Here is a 19,573-nt window from a genome sequence, read left to right on the forward strand (position 1 = left end):
TAGCCATACCCATAAGGGTGTAGGGTAAAACAGGTAAATGAGTTTCTCCTTCACGTTTGTCATTAGAGCACTACTTTAAATCCCAGCGGCTTATGTGTCTGTCATGCACGTTCGAATTCAAATGATGGGAACTAGGACTGGTACTAAATTAATTTCAGCATCTCCGCATACAAGCAGACAGAGTCTCATCGGCTTGTAAGGGGCATGGCATGATTCAAAATAGTTCGAGTTGCTTGTTGGCACGTCGCACAGAAGCAACTTGAAGTATCGCGGGTAGATTGATTTAAAGATAAAGCGGGCGTAAGCCCTGTAAGGCAAAGCCCGCTTTATTACTGACTTGGTCAGATGTTTTTAACTATTAATGCATTTGTACATCAACGCCTTGCTGGATCAGGATTTCTGCTTCCAGCCCGGTGTGATGATAAACATCGTAAGAGACACCTGCAGAAATCACCTCACCGAGGTTTTCCCAATCACCCACGTCCATGCCATTTGGCAGCAGATCGCTCAACATCACCACGTCGCCCGCATTACCCTTGACCGCCAACTGCACGCTGTCGTCGTTAACAAACGCGCCACGGAAGCCCTGGTCCAACACATCGCCCAGAGATATCTTCAGCGTGTTATTGCCAGAACCGGTGATGTCGATCACTTCGACTGAACTCAAACGCCCTGCCCAGGCAGACAAATCCAACACCTGATCAGACCCGGTCAATTTCAACGTATCGATGCCATCATTACCTTCGATCACCTTGACATTGTTGAGTAAGTTAACATCGTCTACCGTGAAGATGTTATCGCGGTTTTGCCCATAGATTTCAGACACATCACCCGTTACGTTCATATTTACGCCCGGTGCTGAACCGCTGGTGTTAACATAGCTCGACAGGTTACCGGCCAGATCAACCAGGGCAACACTGGCACTGGTTACCGAACCCACGTCCAGCGTCACTGACCCAGCTGCGATATCCTGTGCGCTTAACGTATGCTCAAAGCGCTGAGCACCGCCGTCGGCAACGACAGTAATACGCTCACCTTCTACAACGTTTGTCGGGTCAAACTCAACCAGCAGATTGTTCCCTTCCAGACGCACGCTGCCAGGCGCTCGCGGTGCTGTGATGTCAAGAGCCACCGCCTGCGACATGACAAAGCCGCTGTTTCCAGACTGATCTATCACACGGGTCTGGATAGTCCAGCTCCCTGCGTGCTGGCTCAAATCCTGAGCAGCCCAATTCGTGCCTTCCACCAGGGCATTGAACCAGGTGGCGCCATCATCGGTAGACACTTGCAGCGTCTGCCCGGCAACCAGCCCCGCACTCAACGTACCGTACATCAAACGCCCTACATTGCCGTTGTCGGTGACAAAATCCTTACCGTCATAGCCGGAGTCCTTGCCCATCTGCTCAAGGCGGGCAACTTGAGTTGGGCCATTGCCGGTGTAGACGATCAGGTCAAACGCATCGGAAGCAACGCTGGTGCTACCCGTAACGTTCTGAGCCACTGCGGTGAAGCGGTATTCGCCATCGCTCAGATCGCTCTCTGGCGTCACGCTCCAGCGCCCCTGACCGTCCGCTTGGGCACGACCGATTTCAACACCGCGGTCATAAACAATGACCGTAGTACCCGGCTCACTGTGGCCTGAAATTTCTGGGCGACGATCGTCGGTAACGTCACCAGAAAGTAGTTCACCCGTTACTGGGCCAACATCATCAATCGCCGCATCGATCACTGGCTTCGCTGGCTGTTCTACAGGCGTAGAGTCGATGACCAGACCCCATGCTGGTGACAGTGCTGAAGCATTGCCCGCTGCGTCGATAGCACGGGTGGTAAAGCTGTGATCGCCTAGCGGCAGCGCGCTTTCCGGTGTAAATGTCCAGTTACCGTTAGCATCGGCAGTGGTTTCACCAATCTTGATGCTGTTGTCGTAGATCTCAACTTTCGCCCCGGCTTCCGCCTGGCCTTTCAGCGTTGGCGTAGCGTCGTCAGTCACGTCACCCGGTTGCAGTTCCCCGGTCTTGCTGCCCACATCGTCATAGATGCTGCCAATGGTTGGCGCATCCGGCGGCGTGGTATCCACAATCACCACCCACGGATCGGACGGCTTAGACTGATTACCGGCCTTGTCTTCGATGATCATCGCGATGTCATGTTGACCTTCGCTCAGATCGGTTTCCGGCGTAAAGGTCCAATTACCGTCTTGGTCCACGGTGGTTTCACCGATCTTGGTACCGTTATCAGTAACAATGATGGTGTCACCCGGCTCGCCTTTACCGTTCAGGGTTGGCTTGGTGTCGTCGGTGCTGCCGCCATTGGCGATTGGCCCCTGTACCGCACCCTGGTCATCGACTACGCCGCTGATCCCTGGGCCATTGCCATCAATCCCTGGCTGGTCTGGTGGAGTAATATCAATCACCAGTTCCCACGGTTGGGACGGCGCGGAAACGTTGCCTGCCGCATCGGTAGCACGGATGGTAAAGCTATGATCGCCTTCTGCCAGTGCGCTTGCCGGTGTAAATGTCCAGTTACCGTTGGCATCGGCAGTGGTTTCACCGATCTTGGTGACGTTGTCGTAGATCGCAACCTTCGCACCGGCTTCCGCCTGGCCTTTCAGCGTTGGCGTGGTGTCGTCGGTCACGTCACCCGGTTGCAGTTCCCCGGTTTTGCTGCCTGCGTCATCATAGATGCTGCCAATGGTCGGTGCCGTCGGCGGCGTGGTATCCACAATCACCACCCACGGATCGGACGGTTCAGACTGGTTACCGGCGGGATCTTCGATGACCACGCTGATTTCATGTTCACCCTCAACCAATGGTGGCGGCGTGAAAGTCCAGGTGCCGTCAGGCTGAACCTGAACGCTACCCAACGGTTGATCATTGTCAAAGATACGTATGGTATCTCCCGGCTCACCTTTACCGTTAAATGTCGGCGTAGTGTCATCCGTTGTTCCACCATTGGCGATTGGCCCTTGTACGGACCCGACATCATCGATAACGCTGCCGATCCCGCTTTCCCCATCGTTTCCTGGTTTAGCTGGCGGAGTGCCATCGATATTAAAATCAAATACCGGTGTTGCCTGGCTCTCGCCACCCGCAGCAGTGATCACCGTTGCTGTGACGGCATGGTTCCCTTCCACCAGAGGCGTTTGCGGCGTAAAGCTCCACTTGCCTGAAGCATCACTGGTCACTGAACCCAGCGCAACGCCTTTGTCGTAGATCACAACCGTTGAATCAGGTAACGCACGGCCAGTAAAGGTTGGCGTGGCATCATCTGTCACCCCACCTTTGCTGATTGGGCCTTGTTTAACACCAAAATCGTCCACAACCGCATCAATAGACACCTCAACCAAACGGGTATCAACGGTAAAGGTGATAGGATCGCTGACTGTACTCTCGTTCCCAGCCCGATCGATCACCTGAGCCGTCAAACTGTGTGCACCATCAGCTAACGCCTGATCCGGTGTAAAACTCCAATCGCCGTTACCATCAGCGACAACTCGCCCGATCTCTGCACCTTTGTCAGAAATGACCACGGTTGCACCGGGTTCCGCCTTGCCATTGAAGGTTGGCTGAGCATCATCAGTGGTGCTGCCGTTAACGATCGCGCCCTGGATGTTGCCGACGTTGTCCAGTAATTCACCAGACTCAATGGTGGCTGGCGGTGTGGTGTCAATGATCAGTGGATAATCACCGGTTTGTGGGCTGACATTACCCGCAGCATCCGCAGCCAAAGCCGTCAGATTATTTACCCCTTCAGGCAAATCACTTGCTGGTGTGAAACGCCATTGCCCTGAAGCATCAGTGGCAACGCTGCCTAACAACTCGCCATTGCTATAAATGCTCACAATCGTACCCGGCTCTGAGGTCCCTGCCACGGTAGGGCGTGCATCATCAGTCACCGCATTCTTCTGCAGAGGCCCCTGGATGCTGCCAACATCGTCAAGCACAGCAATAATCGCCGGAGCGCTTGGCGCATTTGCCGGAATCAGTGAAAAATCGAAAGCTGATGAAGGCTGGCTCACATTGCCCGCAGCGTCGATCGCTTTCACGGTAATGGCATGGTTACCAATATCGAGCGCTGTATTTGGCGTGAAGCTCCAGTTACCCGCTGCATCAGCCGTGGTTTCACCGATCTTTTTGTCATTATCATAAATCTCAACTGTAGAGCCTGCTTCAGCTCTACCATTCATGACAGGACGGTCGTCATCAGTGACATCACCGGATTTAATCGCCCCGGTTTTGTTGCCTGCGTTGTCATAAATGCTATCGATCAATGGCGCAACCGGCGGCGTGGTATCCACAATCACTACCCACGGATCGGACGGCTTAGACTGATTGCCCGCCTTGTCTTCGATGATCACCGCGATCTCGTGCTCGCCTTCGCTCAGATCGGTTTCCGGCGTAAAGGTCCAACTACCGTCTTGGCCAACGGTGGTTTCACCGATCTTGGTACCGTTGTCGGTAACAATGATGGTGTCACCCGGCTCGCCTTTACCGTTCAGGGTTGGCTTGGTGTCATCAGTCGTTTCCCCGCTGATGATCGGCCCCTGTACCGGCCCTTGGTCATCGATAACTGCGTTGATACCCGGCCCATTACCGTCAATCCCCGGCTGGTCTGGTGGAGTAATATCAATCACCAGTTCCCACGGTTGGGACGGCGCGGAAACGTTGCCTGCCGCATCGATGGCACGGGTGGTAAAACTGTGATCGCCTTCCGCCAGTGCGCTTTCCGGTGTAAATGTCCAGTTACCGTTGGCATCAGCTGTGGTTTCACCAATCTTGGTAACGTTGTCGTAGATCTCAACTTTCGCACCGGCTTCCGCCTGGCCCTTCAGGGTCGGCGTAGTGTCGTCGGTCACGTCACCCGGTTGCAGTTCCCCGGTCTTGCTGCCTGCGTCGTCATAAATGCTGCCAATGGCTGGCGCATTCGGCGGCGTGGTATCCACAATCACCACCACCGGCTCGGATGGCTTAGACTGATTACCCTCTTTGTCTTCGACGATCACCGCGATCTCATGCTCGCCTTCGCCCAGTTCGGTTTCCGGCGTAAAGGTCCAGTCGCCGTTTTCATCCACGGTGGTTTCACCGATCTTGCTGCCGTTGTCGGTAATGATGACGGTGTCACCCGGTTGCCCTTTGCCGTTCAGAGTCGGCGTGGTGTCATCCGTGCTGCCGCCATTGGCAATTGGCCCTTGTACCGGTCCCTCATTGTCGATGATCTCGCCGATAACCGGCACATCAAGGTCAGGAGCCTGCTGAATGTCAGAGATGACCAGGTCCCAAGGTTGTGACATGCCAGAAGCATTACCCGCGGCATCAATCGCACGCGTGGTAAAGCTGTGATCGCCATTCGCCAACTCATTGCTTGGCGTGAATGACCAATCGCCATTTGCATTGGCAGTGGTTTCGCCAATCTTGTTACCGTTATCGTAGATCTCAACCTTTGCACCGGCTTCGGCCTTACCGACCAACGTCGGCTGTGTATCGTCGGTGGTCGCCCCAAACGCCAGCGCACCGGTTTCAGCGCCAACATCGTCAAAAATGCCTGCAATCGATGGATCTGCTGGCGACACAGTGTCAATAACAAATTCGAACGCATCCGACGGAGCACTCACTTTACCGTCAGCATTCTGTTCAACCATAGTGACGCTATGAGCGCCATCACCTAATGCATCACCGGGCGTGAATGACCAACGGCCATCCTGACCCACCGTGGTTTCCCCTATTTTCTTGCCGTTGTCGTAGAAAATAATGGTGTTTCCAGGCGTGCCGTTGCTACCCAAAAAGGTTGGGGTATTATCATCAGTTGCAGAGCCAGCAGTAATAGCCCCTTGCAGAGCGCCTTTATTGTCGATCACCTGACCCAGTTTTGGGGTAATGGCGTCTGGCGCGGCAGGCTGCTGCACTTCCGGAGATTGAGGGGCATCATTATGACTACCGCCGCTGTGCTTGCCAGGCCGGCCCTGGCTTACCATGGCACCAATCGCGCCTAATCCTAATGCCAATACGCCCAGCGCACCCAGTAGGGAATAGTTGTCGCTGGCAGGCAGTGCTTCCCCCCCCAGAACCAGAGGTGAACTTTCGCCATCAAGCAGCATAGCCGCAACGGCATTATGATCATCACCATCGGAAGAGATATATGGGTAGTAAACACCACCTTCAGCCATACCGATAAGTTCGGCATTCTGCAGGAAGAAATCCTCAATAATGAAGGTTGGCTGATCCAGTGAATCCCCTTCAAGACTGACATGCAGGTCTTTACCCACACGTTTAACCGTAATGTTTTCTGGAGCAAGACCCGTTTCTTTATCTGCCAGGATAAATTTACCATTGGCAATGGCTTTTATCTTTTGGGGTGAGCCAGCATTTTTGGAATGCAAAGAGATTTCTTGCTTTACTTCTTTGCCTTCAACTAATACCAGTTTTGTTGGCCGCGTTACCATATATTCTTCCTAATTAATTTCAATTTTCTAACAGTACAACCGTTACATAAACATCTTTATATAGAGAAATGTAACAATCCTGATGGTGTCTATAATGATGCTAAACATGGGGTCTGGGAGGCGGCTAAATTTCATCTAGGATAAGCTCGTTCCCATTGAAGCTATATTGAACAGATTTCTCGGGAAAGAGTCTTTCTGATTGGTATGAATTCTTGAGGTTTACCCGCGGTCATGTACGAAAAAGGGGAAAGCGCATTGATTAATGCGACTTAATCAAGTTTATGCGTTGTGGTTATGCGAGGTCGTCGGTTTGCTTTCTGGCCTCAGTCACAGAGTTAGCTATGTTCAAGTGCTTCCTGCCTTGCAGAAACTCCAAGCATCCGGGAACAATCAGAGTGCAAGCACAAACCAGGTAGACCAGAAAAACAAGAGAAATTAATATATTTCCAGCACACCATAAAAAAACTCAAGTTGCCTGAGAAAAACGCAATGCGTTTTTGAACAGCACTTCGGGCGAGCCAATCAGCCAACACCCAGGCAACTTGAAGGAAAAGCTAAGGGTATAACATTACCGTAACCTGGTCAGAATGCACTCCAGGCCGCGTACACACAGGCTGCACCAATTTCTTTAAATCTTCAAGCGTAAGGGGCGTAACAGGCAGAATTTCGAACTGGTCAGGTATTTATTTCCTGTTCCTACCCTTATTCTATCCATCGCGTTAATTCGCGACGTTTTCTAAGTAACTACGGCATAGACATATCTTGGGAAGACCACGGTTTTATACTTGGTATTAATGCTGGAAGTTGTGCTATTGCTGAAACCAGCGCTGGCTCAACTCATCGTTTGTGCTTGTTTTCTTAGAACTCCCTCATTAATTACCTGATGATTTAAATTTAAATGAAAAATATTACTGATAGCTCTATCCGTTTCTCAGTCATCACTGAAGGAGCATTAATACAAGCCGGTTATCTGGACGCATCTTTGAATGAGCCAACACAATATATCCCGTATATTCCGGGTAATACTTATGTGGTGCAAGACATTGAATCTGCGTCAATCGAGGATGTATTAGTTGCCGAACGTTCAGGTGAAGATCTGATTCTAACTTTGCGTAACCAGGAAAGCAGCCAGCCACATCTGGTTCTCGAAAACTTTTTCACCCACAACGGCCAATTGCACCAGATTACACCAGACGGTGAGTTTATCCGTACCCTGTCTGCCGAGGATAACCCCCAGCAGGACCCAGCCACATTTAACGCTGAGTCATTAGGCCACGTAGAACAGCAACCACAACATCTGGCGTTGAGCATTCTTAATGAAACGCCTGTCGCCGAACCCAACGACGCGTTGCCTCAAAACACCGAAGCGGCACCCGCTATGCCAAAACCGGCTATGCTGAGTATGGCCGCGTTGACGCCGGATGTAGCACCAACCATCACCCAAGCTCTCGATCAGTTGGGTGCGCGCCAAGGCGCCCTGAAATCAGGCAACGTGACTGACGATCAGTGGGCAGTATTACAAGGTACGGGTACTCCTGGTGCCACCCTTGAAATCACTGATAATGGCCTGGTGATCGGTGAAGTGCTGGTCGCTGCCAATGGCCAATGGAGCTTCGCGCCTGAAGAGAAATACAGTGAAAGTGGCCACGTTCTGGTTGCTCGTGACAAAACCAGTGGTCTGTCATCCGACACCTTCGCGTTGATCGTCGACTCTGTTGCTCCTTCACGCGCTGTGATCGACAGCATCAGCAGCGATAACAACGGCAGTACGCTGATCGCGAAAAATGGCTACACCAACGACAATACCCCATTAATCAAAGGCCATGCTGAAGCATTCAGCGTTGTAGGCATCTACAACGGCAAAAACATGATCGGTACCGCTCTGGCCGATGCGACGGGTGCCTGGGAGTTCTCTTCCGCTTTCACCTTCCCTGATGGCGCGTACACGATCTCTGCCAAGGCCGTCGACTTTGCCGGTAACACCGGGCTGGCGTCATTGGCCTACCCAATCACCATCGACACCATCCCACCTGCAGTACCCACCATCCTGCAGGCGTCTGATAACTTTGGTGCACAACAGGGTACCCTAAACTCCGGTGATTTGACGGATGACCGCACTCCTACGCTGTCCGGTAAAGCCGAAGCAGGCGTGACGGTGTTTATCAATGAAAATGGCAAACTGCTGGGCACCACCCTGGCAGACGCCAATGGCAACTGGTCTTTCACGCCTGCGGCACCATTAACAGACGGCGAACACAACTTCACCACCTCTGCCCGTGACAAGGCGGGTAATAACAGCAATGCCGAGAGCGATGCCTTTACTCTGGTAATGGGCGAAGACCGCGCGTCAACCCCGACCATTGAGAGCCCGACTGACGATGTGGGCAGTATTCAGGGGTTGTTGAAGCAAGGGGACTATACCGACGACGCCACACCGACTTTGCATGGTAAAGCGCAGGCAGGCGATACGGTAAAAATCTTTGATAACGGCGTTCTGATTGGTCAGACCAAGGCTAATGCTCAAGGCAACTGGAACTTTACGCCTGCGACCGCTCTGAAAGAAGGCCAGCATGCTTTCCAGGCACAGGCGAGTAATGCCACTCATTCACCCAGCCAACTTTCTCCTGCATTCGAGATCGTGCTGGATATGACTCCGCCTGATGCATCGAATTTAGCCATTACCGGCGTCTATGATGATGTTGGCACCATTACGGGCAACGTCGTTAACGGTGGCCGTACCGATGACCAAAAACCAACCCTCAGCGGTACTGGCCCTGCGGGCGAAACCGTGATTGTTTATGTCGCCGATGCAGATGGGCAGCGTGAAATTGGCCGTGCAAAAGTCAGCAACAACGGCACCTGGACACTTGGAGTGAATGAAACCTTAAGCCTGGGTACCCAAACCTTTAGCGCGGTCGCCATTGACGCTGCGGGTAACGCCACACCGAACAGCAACGGTTACAAAGTGACCGTTACTACCAACGATACCGTTGGTGGCTTCGACCTCAACGGCAGCGAGACATCGGGTGGCGCGATCAACACCACGGTCTATGGCAATCAGGCCAACCCACAGGTAACCAAACTGGCCAACGGCAATCTGGTGGTCGTCTGGCAGGGGGATAACGGTGGATATGATGTCTATATGCAGCTAATGGATCCTACCGGTACGCAAAAAATTGGCCGGGAGCAGTTGGTCAACCAGCGTCAGGCCAATAACCAGGACACCCCACAGGTGGTGGCGCTGGCCGATGGTGGCTTCTTGGTGGTGTTTGAGTCCTACCAGTCAAGCTCCCTGGACAACAGCGGTGACGGCGTCTTCGCCCGTAAATACAGCGCCAGTGGCGCTGCCCAGACCGATGAGTTCCTGGTCAACCAGACGATAGTTGGCGGTCAGCGTGTAGCCAGTGCTTTAGCCTTACCTGATGGCGGCTACATTGTTTCCTGGTACAGCGAGCAAAGCGGCGGTTCGATCGTACAGCGTATCTATGATGCGCATAACCAGCCGGTAAGTAATGAACTGGTGATTAAAAGTGGCGGAGCCGCTGGTGCCTATGGCGGCCCAGAAATGGTGCTGTTCGAAGACGGACCACACGCAGGCTGGTATCTGACCGTCTGGGCGGGTGCTGACAGTAATGGTACCGGCGTTCTGGGGCAACTGCGGAAAACTGACGGTTCAACCGCAGGCCCAGTCCTGACCTTGAATACCACGCAGGATGGTCTCCAGCAATATCCGGATGTTATCACACTGAAGGATGGCAGCTTTGTGGTGTTCTGGGACACCAACGACAGCAAAGCCGTGGGCAGTGACATCCGCGCCGCCCACTATAGCTTCAACCCTGTCACTGGGGCTACCACACTGATCGGTAACGGCGACTTTATCGTTAACCAATATCAGGTAGGCAAGCAGTACAAACCGGTGGGCGTGGCGCTGGACGACGGTGGTTATATGCTGATCTGGGGTTCAGAAGGCGGTGACGGCGATGGTTCAGCCATTTTTGCCCAGCGTTTTGATGCCAACAGCAACAAGATTGGCCATGAGTTCCTAGTTAACCCGACCACTTGGGGCAACCAGGGTTCTGGCTGGGATGATGTCGATCTGACGCATATCCTTGACGCTACGCTGATGGATAACGGTAATATTTACGTTACCTGGCACAGCGACAAGATCGACCCGAATGGTTATGGGATCGAAGGGGTGGTTATTGATACTGACGCCGGTTTCTATTCAGAATTCCAAGTCAATAGAGTCATCGCTAACAACCAGATAAAATCCTCGACTACTGCGCTGCACGATGGCAACTTCATGGTGGTCTGGATTTCGTATGAGGCAGGTAATTCAGACGTCAAGGGGCAGCTGTTTAATGAGCAGGGTATGCCAATTGGCCCGGAGATGCTGTTTAGCCAAGATACGAAGGCATACAATCAGTTAAACCCTACGATCACTACGCTGGCTGACGGCACCTTTGTCGTTGCGTGGGCAAGCGCCGAGGCAGGGAACTGTATCCGCACGGCTCATTACGGCTATAAGTATGATACGAATGGGCAAGTGATTGGTACCGTGCAAATTGGCACAGAGCATGTGGTCACCCCAACGCCTGGTGGAACCTATACCGATGCTCCACATATTACGGCATTAGATGATGGCGGTTATCTGGTGACCTGGCGCAAGGGCAACAGCTCTATGGTATCACGCCAGTATGATGCTAATGACCAACCGGTGACGGGTGAAGTATTAATTGGCGGCGCTTTACAAGATGGTTCGGGCACGGTATTAACCACGTTAGCCAATGGTCAGGTCGCGGTCGCTTATTCAACCCAGCAGGGGGTGGGCAGTACCGATCTCGACATCATGGTCAAGATTTACGATCCAGTGACGCACACTTACAGCCAAGGCTTTATCGCTAACCAAACTCTACCGGGTCTTCAAGGCTCCCCGAGTATCACCGCCTTGGCCAACGGTAATTTTGTTGTGGCATGGGATAATGATAATACCAGTGGGTTGGATCAGAATGCTTTTAGCGTTTATGGCCGTATTTATTCTGCCTCGGGCCTGGCACTGAGCAACGAATTTATCGTCAATACCTTTACGCCATATTCTCAACAGAAACCGGTGCTGAAAGCGAATCCGAACGGCGGCTTTGTGGCGGTTTATGAGTCCCAGGCCGATTCTGTGCCAGGTGCCGGGTCATGCGGTATTTACATGCAATTCTTTGACGATAACGGCCACCGTGTTGGTCAGGAAATGCGGATTAACCAGCTCGTGGTAGGAGATCAACGGGAACCGGATATTACCTTCCTGGCTGATGGCCGTCTGTTTGTCAGTTGGACTGACTATGGCGTAGGTGATGGTAGCTCCTCATCCATCAAGGGCCGCATTATCGACATGGATGGCACTTTGGGCGAGGAAATCACTACGCATAGCAGCAACCAAAGCCCTGCAGCACTTTTCGCGTTGGCTGATGATGCCGATCACGGCAGCCTGTGGATGTTGCTTGACGATGGTTCCACCTCTGGTCTGATGCTGAGCGGCGAATCCTTGTCGGCGGTGCGCGGCGGTGCGGGTGATGATGTGATTGGTATTAAAAATACGTCATTTGCTTCCATCCAGGGCGGTGACGGCATCGACACCCTGTTGCTGGACGGCAAAAACATGGCGTTGGATCTCGACGCACTGATCGGCCGCATCACCGGGATTGAGAAGATCGATCTCGGCCAGGGCAGCGCCAACAGCCTGAGCCTGAGTGCCTCGGCGCTCGAAGGGATGGGGCAGACCAATATGGTGATGGCCGACGGCAAGAACCAGTTGGTGATCAACGGCGACGGCTCGAACGCGCTGCAACTGCTGGATACGCAATCCGAGTCGTGGGCAGAAGCAGGTCAGGCCGAAATTGGTGGCGTGGTTTACCACACCTACGTTGCAGGTGCAACGGAGCTGTTGGTCGAGCAGAATATCAACGTGACCGTTATGTAATACCACAAGGGTTATCCTCTAACGGGGATAACCCTTCAGACTGCTGACAAAGCTCGTTATTAGGGGGAGCGTGCCGAAGGGGTCGTAGCGGCGTAAGCCGCCGGAGTGCCCCTCGGTGCGCTAGACCCGGGTATCTCGGGCTAAAAAAACACTTGTCATCAACCACAAGGGTTATCCTCTAACGGGGATAACCCTTTTTTACCCGCTTACCGGCGCTCAGCGAGCGCAGTCAGTAACTGATTTCCCAACCGCGTAATTTCTGCCCCTACTTTTTCTTCAGAACACAACGATGCCAACGTAATAATGCGGGCGATCAACGCCTCGGTTCCGTTATGCTTGCCTGAGGCTACAGTTTCTAAAGCCTGGCAGAATAATGCCAACGCCTGACTGGCTGATTTCACCCCGGAGTTTCTCACCAGATTATCCACATCAGACGCCTGTCTGACCCATTCATTCATTTCAAACACACCGAACGCACCGCTAAGAGAATGCAGTTCACGCAAAATAACCGTGGCATCTTCTGTCACACAGGCTTGTTTGATCGCAGCGAGTGAATCAGCACAGCTTTTCTCAAAAAGACGTTGAACATCCTCAGGCAGCGCCTTGCCATTCAGCAATCCGGATGACACCACCTCCCCCTTAGGCTGAATCTGCACATCATGATAGACGGCATCCAGGCCACACACCGTCAGTAACATCTCTTTCAATTCGTCCAATAACAGCGGCTTGGTCAAGACTCGCACTATTCCCGCCGCCTCACATTCGTCATACTCCTGCTGGGTGGCGTTGGCCGTCACCGCCACCACCGGCATCAAAGGCCATGCCACACGTACCCGCCGTGCCAGCGTATACCCATCCATGCCCGGCATGGACAAATCCGTCAGCAGAATATCAAACTGCTCCCGCTCCAGGCTGGCCAGCGCCTGTTCCCCCTCCTCCACCAGGCTCACCGTGCAGCCCAGCAGCTTCAACTGCTCCTCGAACAGGCGCCGGTTAACCGGATTATCCTCCGCCACCAACACCCGTAGCGCACCAGGCAGCGCCGCCTCCCCCTGCTCACGCGTCGGCAGACGCTCACCTTGCAAAGTGTACCGCAAGGCAAACGCCAACCCTTTCAATCCGTATACCGACGTGCTTAATACCCGCCCGGTAGCCACTGGTATCTCCGCACCGTCGTTGCTGCAGTCAACCACCCAGGCCGCCTCCTCCACCAGGCGATTTTCATCCTCGGGGTGCCAGGTGGCTCTGTCGCCCCACAGCACCAACGTCTCCAGGCTGTCTAACGTCGCGTCGTCAATCTGGACCGGATGCTGGTAGACACTCACTTCCAACCCCCACGCCGTCAATACGTTGCTCAGATACGCCCGAGCGCCCGGCATCGCCGCCAAGACACAAACCCGCTCCCCCTGGAATAACGGACGCTCCGCTGCGCCCACGTCCTGAGAGAGCGGCAGCGACAGTTGAAACACACTGCCTTTACCCGGTTCACTGGTCACCGACAGCTCGCCCCCCATCGCCTGCGCCAGCCGCGTGCACAGCGCCAGCCCCAGGCCCGTGCCGCCGTAGCGCCGGTTGATGGTTTCATCCGCCTGCCTGAATGCACGGAACACCCGTTCCTGCTGTGACAACGACATGCCGATCCCCGTATCCTCTACCTCAATCTTGATTAACGAAGTAGGCTCATCGACGCCGATCCGCAGCACTACCTGCCCTTGTTCGGTAAACTTCAGCGCGTTCGACAGCAGGTTGTTAAGCACCTGCCTCAGGCAGGTGGGGTCACCGCGCATCGGCTGTTTGACGGTATCTCCTAATTCCCCCACCAGTGCCAGCCCCTTGGCCTGCGCCACCGGGGCAAAGATAGCCAGAACGTGGGCCGCCACCTCCACCACATCAAACTCGATATGCTCAAGGTACAGTTCACCGGCTTCAATCTTGGAAAAATCCAGTACGTCACTGATGGTCGCCAACAGGCTGTCTGACGCCTGGCGGATGGTATTCAGCCGTTCACGCTGCCCGTCATGTGCCGAGTGCGCCAGCAGTTCAAGGTTGCCAAGGATGGCGTTGAGGGGGGTGCGGATCTCATGGCTCATCGCCGCCAGGAAGGAGGATTTGGCAGCACTGGCCCTGTCGGCCGCCTCTCTGGCTGCCGTCAGTTGCTGCTCCAGTTGCTTTTGATTGCTGATGTCAATAAAGGCCACCACCAGCGCATCCTCGCCGTGATAACGCACCGGGGCCATGCTGACCGACAGGCTGACCGGCTTGCCACTGTGTGCATCGAACGTCAGTTCCTGGTACAGTTGCTCCCCATCCGGCAGCGCCTGCTGGCGATAGTAGCGTGCCAGCTCGGCAGGCAGGCTGCTCCCTTCGGTATGGAGCCGTTCCTGCATCTTCAACATCGCCGGGCTGCGCAACAGCGGTTCGCCACTGGCCAGCGCCAACAGCCCCAGCCCCAGAGGAGCGGTTTCAATCAGGGTGCGGCTCAGTTGTTCGCTTTCAAAAATCTGTTCAGATTGCTGCACTGCGGGGGCCAAAACTCGCCGCTTAACCAGCAGCAGTAAAAACCAGGTTATCAGGATAATGAAGACTGCGGATAACGCAGACACCAGGATTTGCTGTTTTGTACCCGCAACAATCTCCCCCCATGAGAGGGAATAAACCAGTACCCAACCGCTTGGCCCCAGTTTCCAGCCATTGAGGAACTGCCCATTCTGGTAGAAACTTCTGCGATTCTCACCAAGTCCTTGTTTCTGCGCCTCCTGTGCCAAGTGAAGCAACTTTCCTGCGGAAAGATTGTTACACGGCAACATTAGCCGTCCATTTCGATCCAGGAGCAAACAGTTACCACTAGAACTGGAGGCGGGGAGTAAGGTGGAAAGTGTCTCAACGGGCAGTTCAAACACCATCACACCGAATCTCACGTCTTTAGCCTCCCAGATCGTTGTAGCAACACGGAATGCGGGTTGACCACTTAGCGGGCTTTCATAAGGGGGTAGCCAATGCAAGATCGGTTTTGCTGTACGATGTACTTCGTTATTGGCAGTAATCACCTGCTCTACCGGGCCGCTCAACTGTTCCATAAGCCCTGAATCCCGTTGATACTGTAACTTACGCCAGGTGCTGTCTGTCCACGGTGCTACCGAGGCTAACAAAAAGTTTCTGTCCGCGCTGTAGAGATAAACACTCAGCTTACCCTCATTGCGCTCTTTGACTTTAGTAACAACCGGGGAAATTTGTTGTGCCAAGGAAATATAGGGCCAGGCATATTCCAAATTCTGTACCGACTTATTCGCCATAACAAGAACGGGTTGATAGTCAGGCTTCGCCTGTATCAGTGAACTGGCGCTATTCGCCCAGAATCGCTGTAAAAACACCGGGTCTGGCTGTGTTTGAGAACTCAAAGCCAGTTCGATATTCTGCACACCATTGCGAATGGTAGTGGCGGTACGATTTTCCAGGGCCGATAATTGAGCAACATCCAGCGAGATTTCATCCTGCACCCTGGCCTGGTAGCCTCGTATACTCGCCCAAATCTCCAACCCACTGGCAAGCAATACGGTCAGGGTGATCACCAGCCCACCACCATTAATTAACAGGTAATGATGGCGGCGCAAGCGCCCTAATACACCCTCTTTATAACGACTGATCATAGGCAGGAGACTCTCACGTTTTTTTCAAGATACCTTATCGATGACATCAATAAGGCAGAGAGCAGACTTGTTCATCCAGAGGTTCCACTTGAAGTATGATGAATACCCCCAAGCCCACTCAAAATGATTATGGTGCAGTAATAAACAATTGTCAGGGTCACCCCTGTACTGATTTATTCACTTTCTATTATTGCCGTGTTTCAAAATGCCGGTGGAGGGATTATAGGTTGACGACGATGAAATAATTCCTGCTGGAGCATTTGCAGAAATGGCTCCAAGCGTTCTTCAGCATCGGATGCACCTGATTTGAGAAGTGACTCAATCTCTGCCAGTTTTTTTTCAGCGTCAGAAAAGTGATATACGCCCAGCGCCCCACGGAGCAGGTGTAATTCACGCAAAATCTCTGCCACGTTCCCAATACGTTGAGCCTGGCGAATTTTCTGACAAGACGATAAACAGAGACGCTCAAAACTATCCCAGATATCTTCTGGCAATGAATGGCCACCTAGTAGCACATTGTTTTGCTCTCCAGCCTGTGTCGCTGGCTGGGTATTGGCCATCTCCAGGCCACACACCGCCAGTAACATCTCTTTCAATTCGTCCAATAACAGCGGCTTGGTCAGTACACGCACCATGCCTGCCGCCTCACATTCGTCATACTCCTGCTGGGTGGCGTTGGCCGTCACCGCCACCACCGGCATCGAAGGCCATGCCGCACGTACCCGCCGCGCCAGCGTATACCCATCCATGCCCGGCATGGACAAATCCGTCAGCAGAATATCAAACCGCTCCCGCTCCAGACTGGCCAGCGCCTGTTCTCCCTCCTCCACCAGGCTCACCGTGCAGCCCAGCATCTTCAACTGCTCCTCGAACAGGCGCCGGTTAACCGGGCTATCCTCCGCCACCAACACCCGTAGCGCACCAGGCAGCGCCGCCTCCCCCTGCTCACGCGTCGGCAGAGGCTCACCCAGCAAGATGTACTGCAAGGCAAACGCCAACCCTTTCAATCCGTATACCGACGTGCTTAATACCCGCCCGGTAGCCACCGGTATCTCCGCACCGGCGCAGCTGCACTCCACCACCCAGGCGGCCTCCTCCACCAGGCGATTCTCATCCTCGGGGTGCCAGGTGGCTCTGTCGCCCCACAGCACCAACGTCTCCAGGCTGTCTAACGTCGCGTCGTCAATTTGGGCCGGATGCTGGTAGACACTCACTTCCAACCCCCACGCCGTCAATACGTTGCTCAGATACGCCCGAGCGCCCGGCATCGCCGCCAAGACGCAAACCCGCTCCCCCTGAAACTGTGGGCGCTCCGCCGCGCCCGCGTCCTGAGAGAGCGGCAGTGACAGTTGAAACACACTGCCTTGACCCGGCTCGCTGGTCACCGACAGCTCGCCCCCCATCGCCTGCGCCAGCCGCGTGCACAGCGCCAGTCCCAGGCCCGTGCCGCCGTAGCGCCGGTTGATGGTTTCATCCGCCTGACTAAACGCACGGAACACCCGTTCCTGCTGTGACAACGACATGCCGATCCCCGTATCCTCTACCTCAATCTTGATTAACGAGGTAGGCTCATCGACGCCGATCCGCAGCACTACCTGCCCTTGTTCGGTAAACTTCAGCGCGTTCGACAGCAGGTTGTTAAGCACCTGCCTCAGGCAGGTGGGATCACCGCGCATCGGCTGGCTGACGGCGTCACCTAATTCCCCCACCAGTGTCAGCCCCTTGGCCTGCGCCACCGGGGCAAAGATAGCCAGGACGTGGGCCGCCACCTCCAACACATCAAACTCGATATGCTCCAGGTGCAGTTCACCGGCTTCAATCTTGGAAAAATCCAGTACGTCACTGATGGTCGCCAACAGGCTGTCTGACGCCTGGCGGATGGTATTCAGCCGTTCACGCTGCCCGTCCTGTGCCGAGTGCGCCAGCAGTTCAAGGTTGCCAAGGATGGCATTGAGGGGGGTACGGATCTCATGGCTCATCGCCGCCAGGAAGGAGGATTTGGCAGCACTGGCCCTGTCGGCGGCTTCTCTGGCCACCGTCAGTTGCTGCTCCAGTTGCTTTTGACTGGTGATGTCAATAAAGGCCACCACCAGCGCATCCTCACCACGATAGCATGCCGGAGCCATGCTGACCGACAGACTGACCGGCTGGCCACTGTGCGAGTCAAACGTCAGTTCCTGGTGCAGCGGCCCGCTTTGCGGCAGCGCCTGCTGGCGATAGCAGCGGGCCAGTTCGGCAGGCAGGCTGCTGCTTTGGGAATGAAGCCGCCCCTGCATCTGCAACATCGCCGGGCTGCACAACAGCGGTTCACCATTGGCCAGGGCCAACAGCCCCAGGCCTACCGGAGCGGTTTCAATCAGGGTGCGGCTCAGTTGCTCACTCTCAAAAACCTGTTGGGACCGCCTGATTATCGGACGGAAAATGTAGAATTTAAAATAGATCAGAAAACACCAGACAAACAGCAGCGTTCCAAGGGTAATAAGCGCATCGCCGCCCACCTCAAAAGCAATAGCCGCCGCGATCTCGCGCCATGAACAGTGAAATACCAGAAACCAATCGGTATCCCCCAAAGCTGAAACGAAAGTAATCCCGCGTTCCTGATACGGTGCTGCGGTTTTATCTTCATCATGTAGAACCGATTGCACCACACTCAATCGCTTAGTATCAGGTTGCGCAGCATACTCGCTGATCACATCCCCTTGTTTTGATAACAGCGTATAAGAGCCCAGTTGAGTTTCCTGAGTATGAATTGATATCAGCGTTGGGGGTGAAAATTCCATAACCAGAACCGCAAACGGTACTCTATCCAGCAGGAGCGGTGCTGCAAGACGAAGTACTTTTTTACCTGAATAGGGGTTTGTATAAGGAGGCATCCAATATAAGCGGTTTAAATTCCGGTTGCTTGTTATCTGCCCAGGCGAGAATATACTTTTATCTATATCTTGCGTCAGCAAATTTAAATAATACTTTCGCTCTGATTGAAGCTGCTCACGCGCGGCCGGATCGGGGGCAGGAATAATGCCTATTATTCTGCTTCCCCTGCTGTATAAATAGCTGGATAGAATATCTTCTTCCGTCATCATGCTATCTGCAGACAGAACTCTTGCGATATAGGCAGTCAACCCAAAAAAATGTCGGGCAAGTTTTTCATTCGCCGTGAAATTTTCAGGACTATAGATCCATTGTGAAGCCTTGTCGGGTGTCGACGCTAAAAGCACTTGTTGATGGCTTAGGCGGTATTGGCGCAGAGCAACTTTATCGAGATGAATATCCTCTCGCAAGATCATTTCCGCACCGTTCAGCGCCGTCTGGAAAACGCTTTCTCGCCTGAAAATCTCCTTATCCAATAAGGCAGACTCAGACATAAAGTTTTGATGCAACATCTCAATGCGGTTGAGGACTTTGGTTTTTATCTCCATAAAAAAAATGAGAAAAAGCATAAGGGTGATAAAAGAACCGCAGCCGAAAACCAACCAGCGCTGGTAGCGACGAAAGCGTATGAGTGATTCAGTTTGG

The 19,573-nt window shown here is 53.7% G+C and carries 4 protein-coding genes; 1 reads left to right on the plus strand and 3 read right to left on the minus strand.

What is annotated here, in order from left to right; genetic code table 11:
• Nucleotides 1–358 precede the first annotated feature (358 nt).
• Nucleotides 359–6,439 carry an Ig-like domain-containing protein gene (locus tag AC2A1E_RS05490; protein ID WP_484382923.1) on the minus strand — a complete coding sequence of 2,027 codons (6,081 nt, stop codon included), beginning with the start codon at nucleotides 6,437–6,439 and terminating at the stop codon, nucleotides 359–361.
• 898 nt (nucleotides 6,440–7,337) lie between these two features.
• On the opposite strand from AC2A1E_RS05490, the gene AC2A1E_RS05495 reads away from it, so the two are divergent.
• Nucleotides 7,338–12,410 carry an Ig-like domain-containing protein gene (locus AC2A1E_RS05495; protein ID WP_484382924.1) on the plus strand — a complete coding sequence of 1,691 codons (5,073 nt, stop codon included), beginning with the start codon at nucleotides 7,338–7,340 and terminating at the stop codon, nucleotides 12,408–12,410.
• A gap of 206 nt (nucleotides 12,411–12,616) precedes the next feature.
• Here AC2A1E_RS05495 and AC2A1E_RS05500 read toward each other — a convergent pair whose 3' ends face one another.
• Complete coding sequence (locus AC2A1E_RS05500; RefSeq protein WP_484382925.1) at nucleotides 12,617–16,057, minus strand: ATP-binding protein; 3,441 nt, start codon at nucleotides 16,055–16,057, stop codon at nucleotides 12,617–12,619.
• 200 nt (nucleotides 16,058–16,257) lie between these two features.
• Nucleotides 16,258–18,837: an ATP-binding protein gene (locus tag AC2A1E_RS05505; RefSeq protein WP_484382926.1), complete on the minus strand. Its 2,580-nt coding sequence runs from the start codon at nucleotides 18,835–18,837 to the stop codon at nucleotides 16,258–16,260.
• Nucleotides 18,838–19,573 lie beyond the last annotated feature (736 nt).

The sequence above is a fragment of the Serratia sp. HNCC26DJ206 genome, from assembly GCF_057180605.1.

Coding starts and splice junctions, on each gene's coding strand:
- AC2A1E_RS05500 (WP_484382925.1), bottom strand. CDS start 16,057: ATGATCAGTCGTTATAAAGAGGGTGTATTAGGGCGCTTGCGCCGCCAT.
- AC2A1E_RS05505 (WP_484382926.1), bottom strand. CDS start 18,837: ATGGAATTTTCACCCCCAACGCTGATATCAATTCATACTCAGGAAACT.
- AC2A1E_RS05490 (WP_484382923.1), bottom strand. CDS start 6,439: ATGGTAACGCGGCCAACAAAACTGGTATTAGTTGAAGGCAAAGAAGTA.
- AC2A1E_RS05495 (WP_484382924.1), top strand. CDS start 7,338: ATGAAAAATATTACTGATAGCTCTATCCGTTTCTCAGTCATCACTGAA.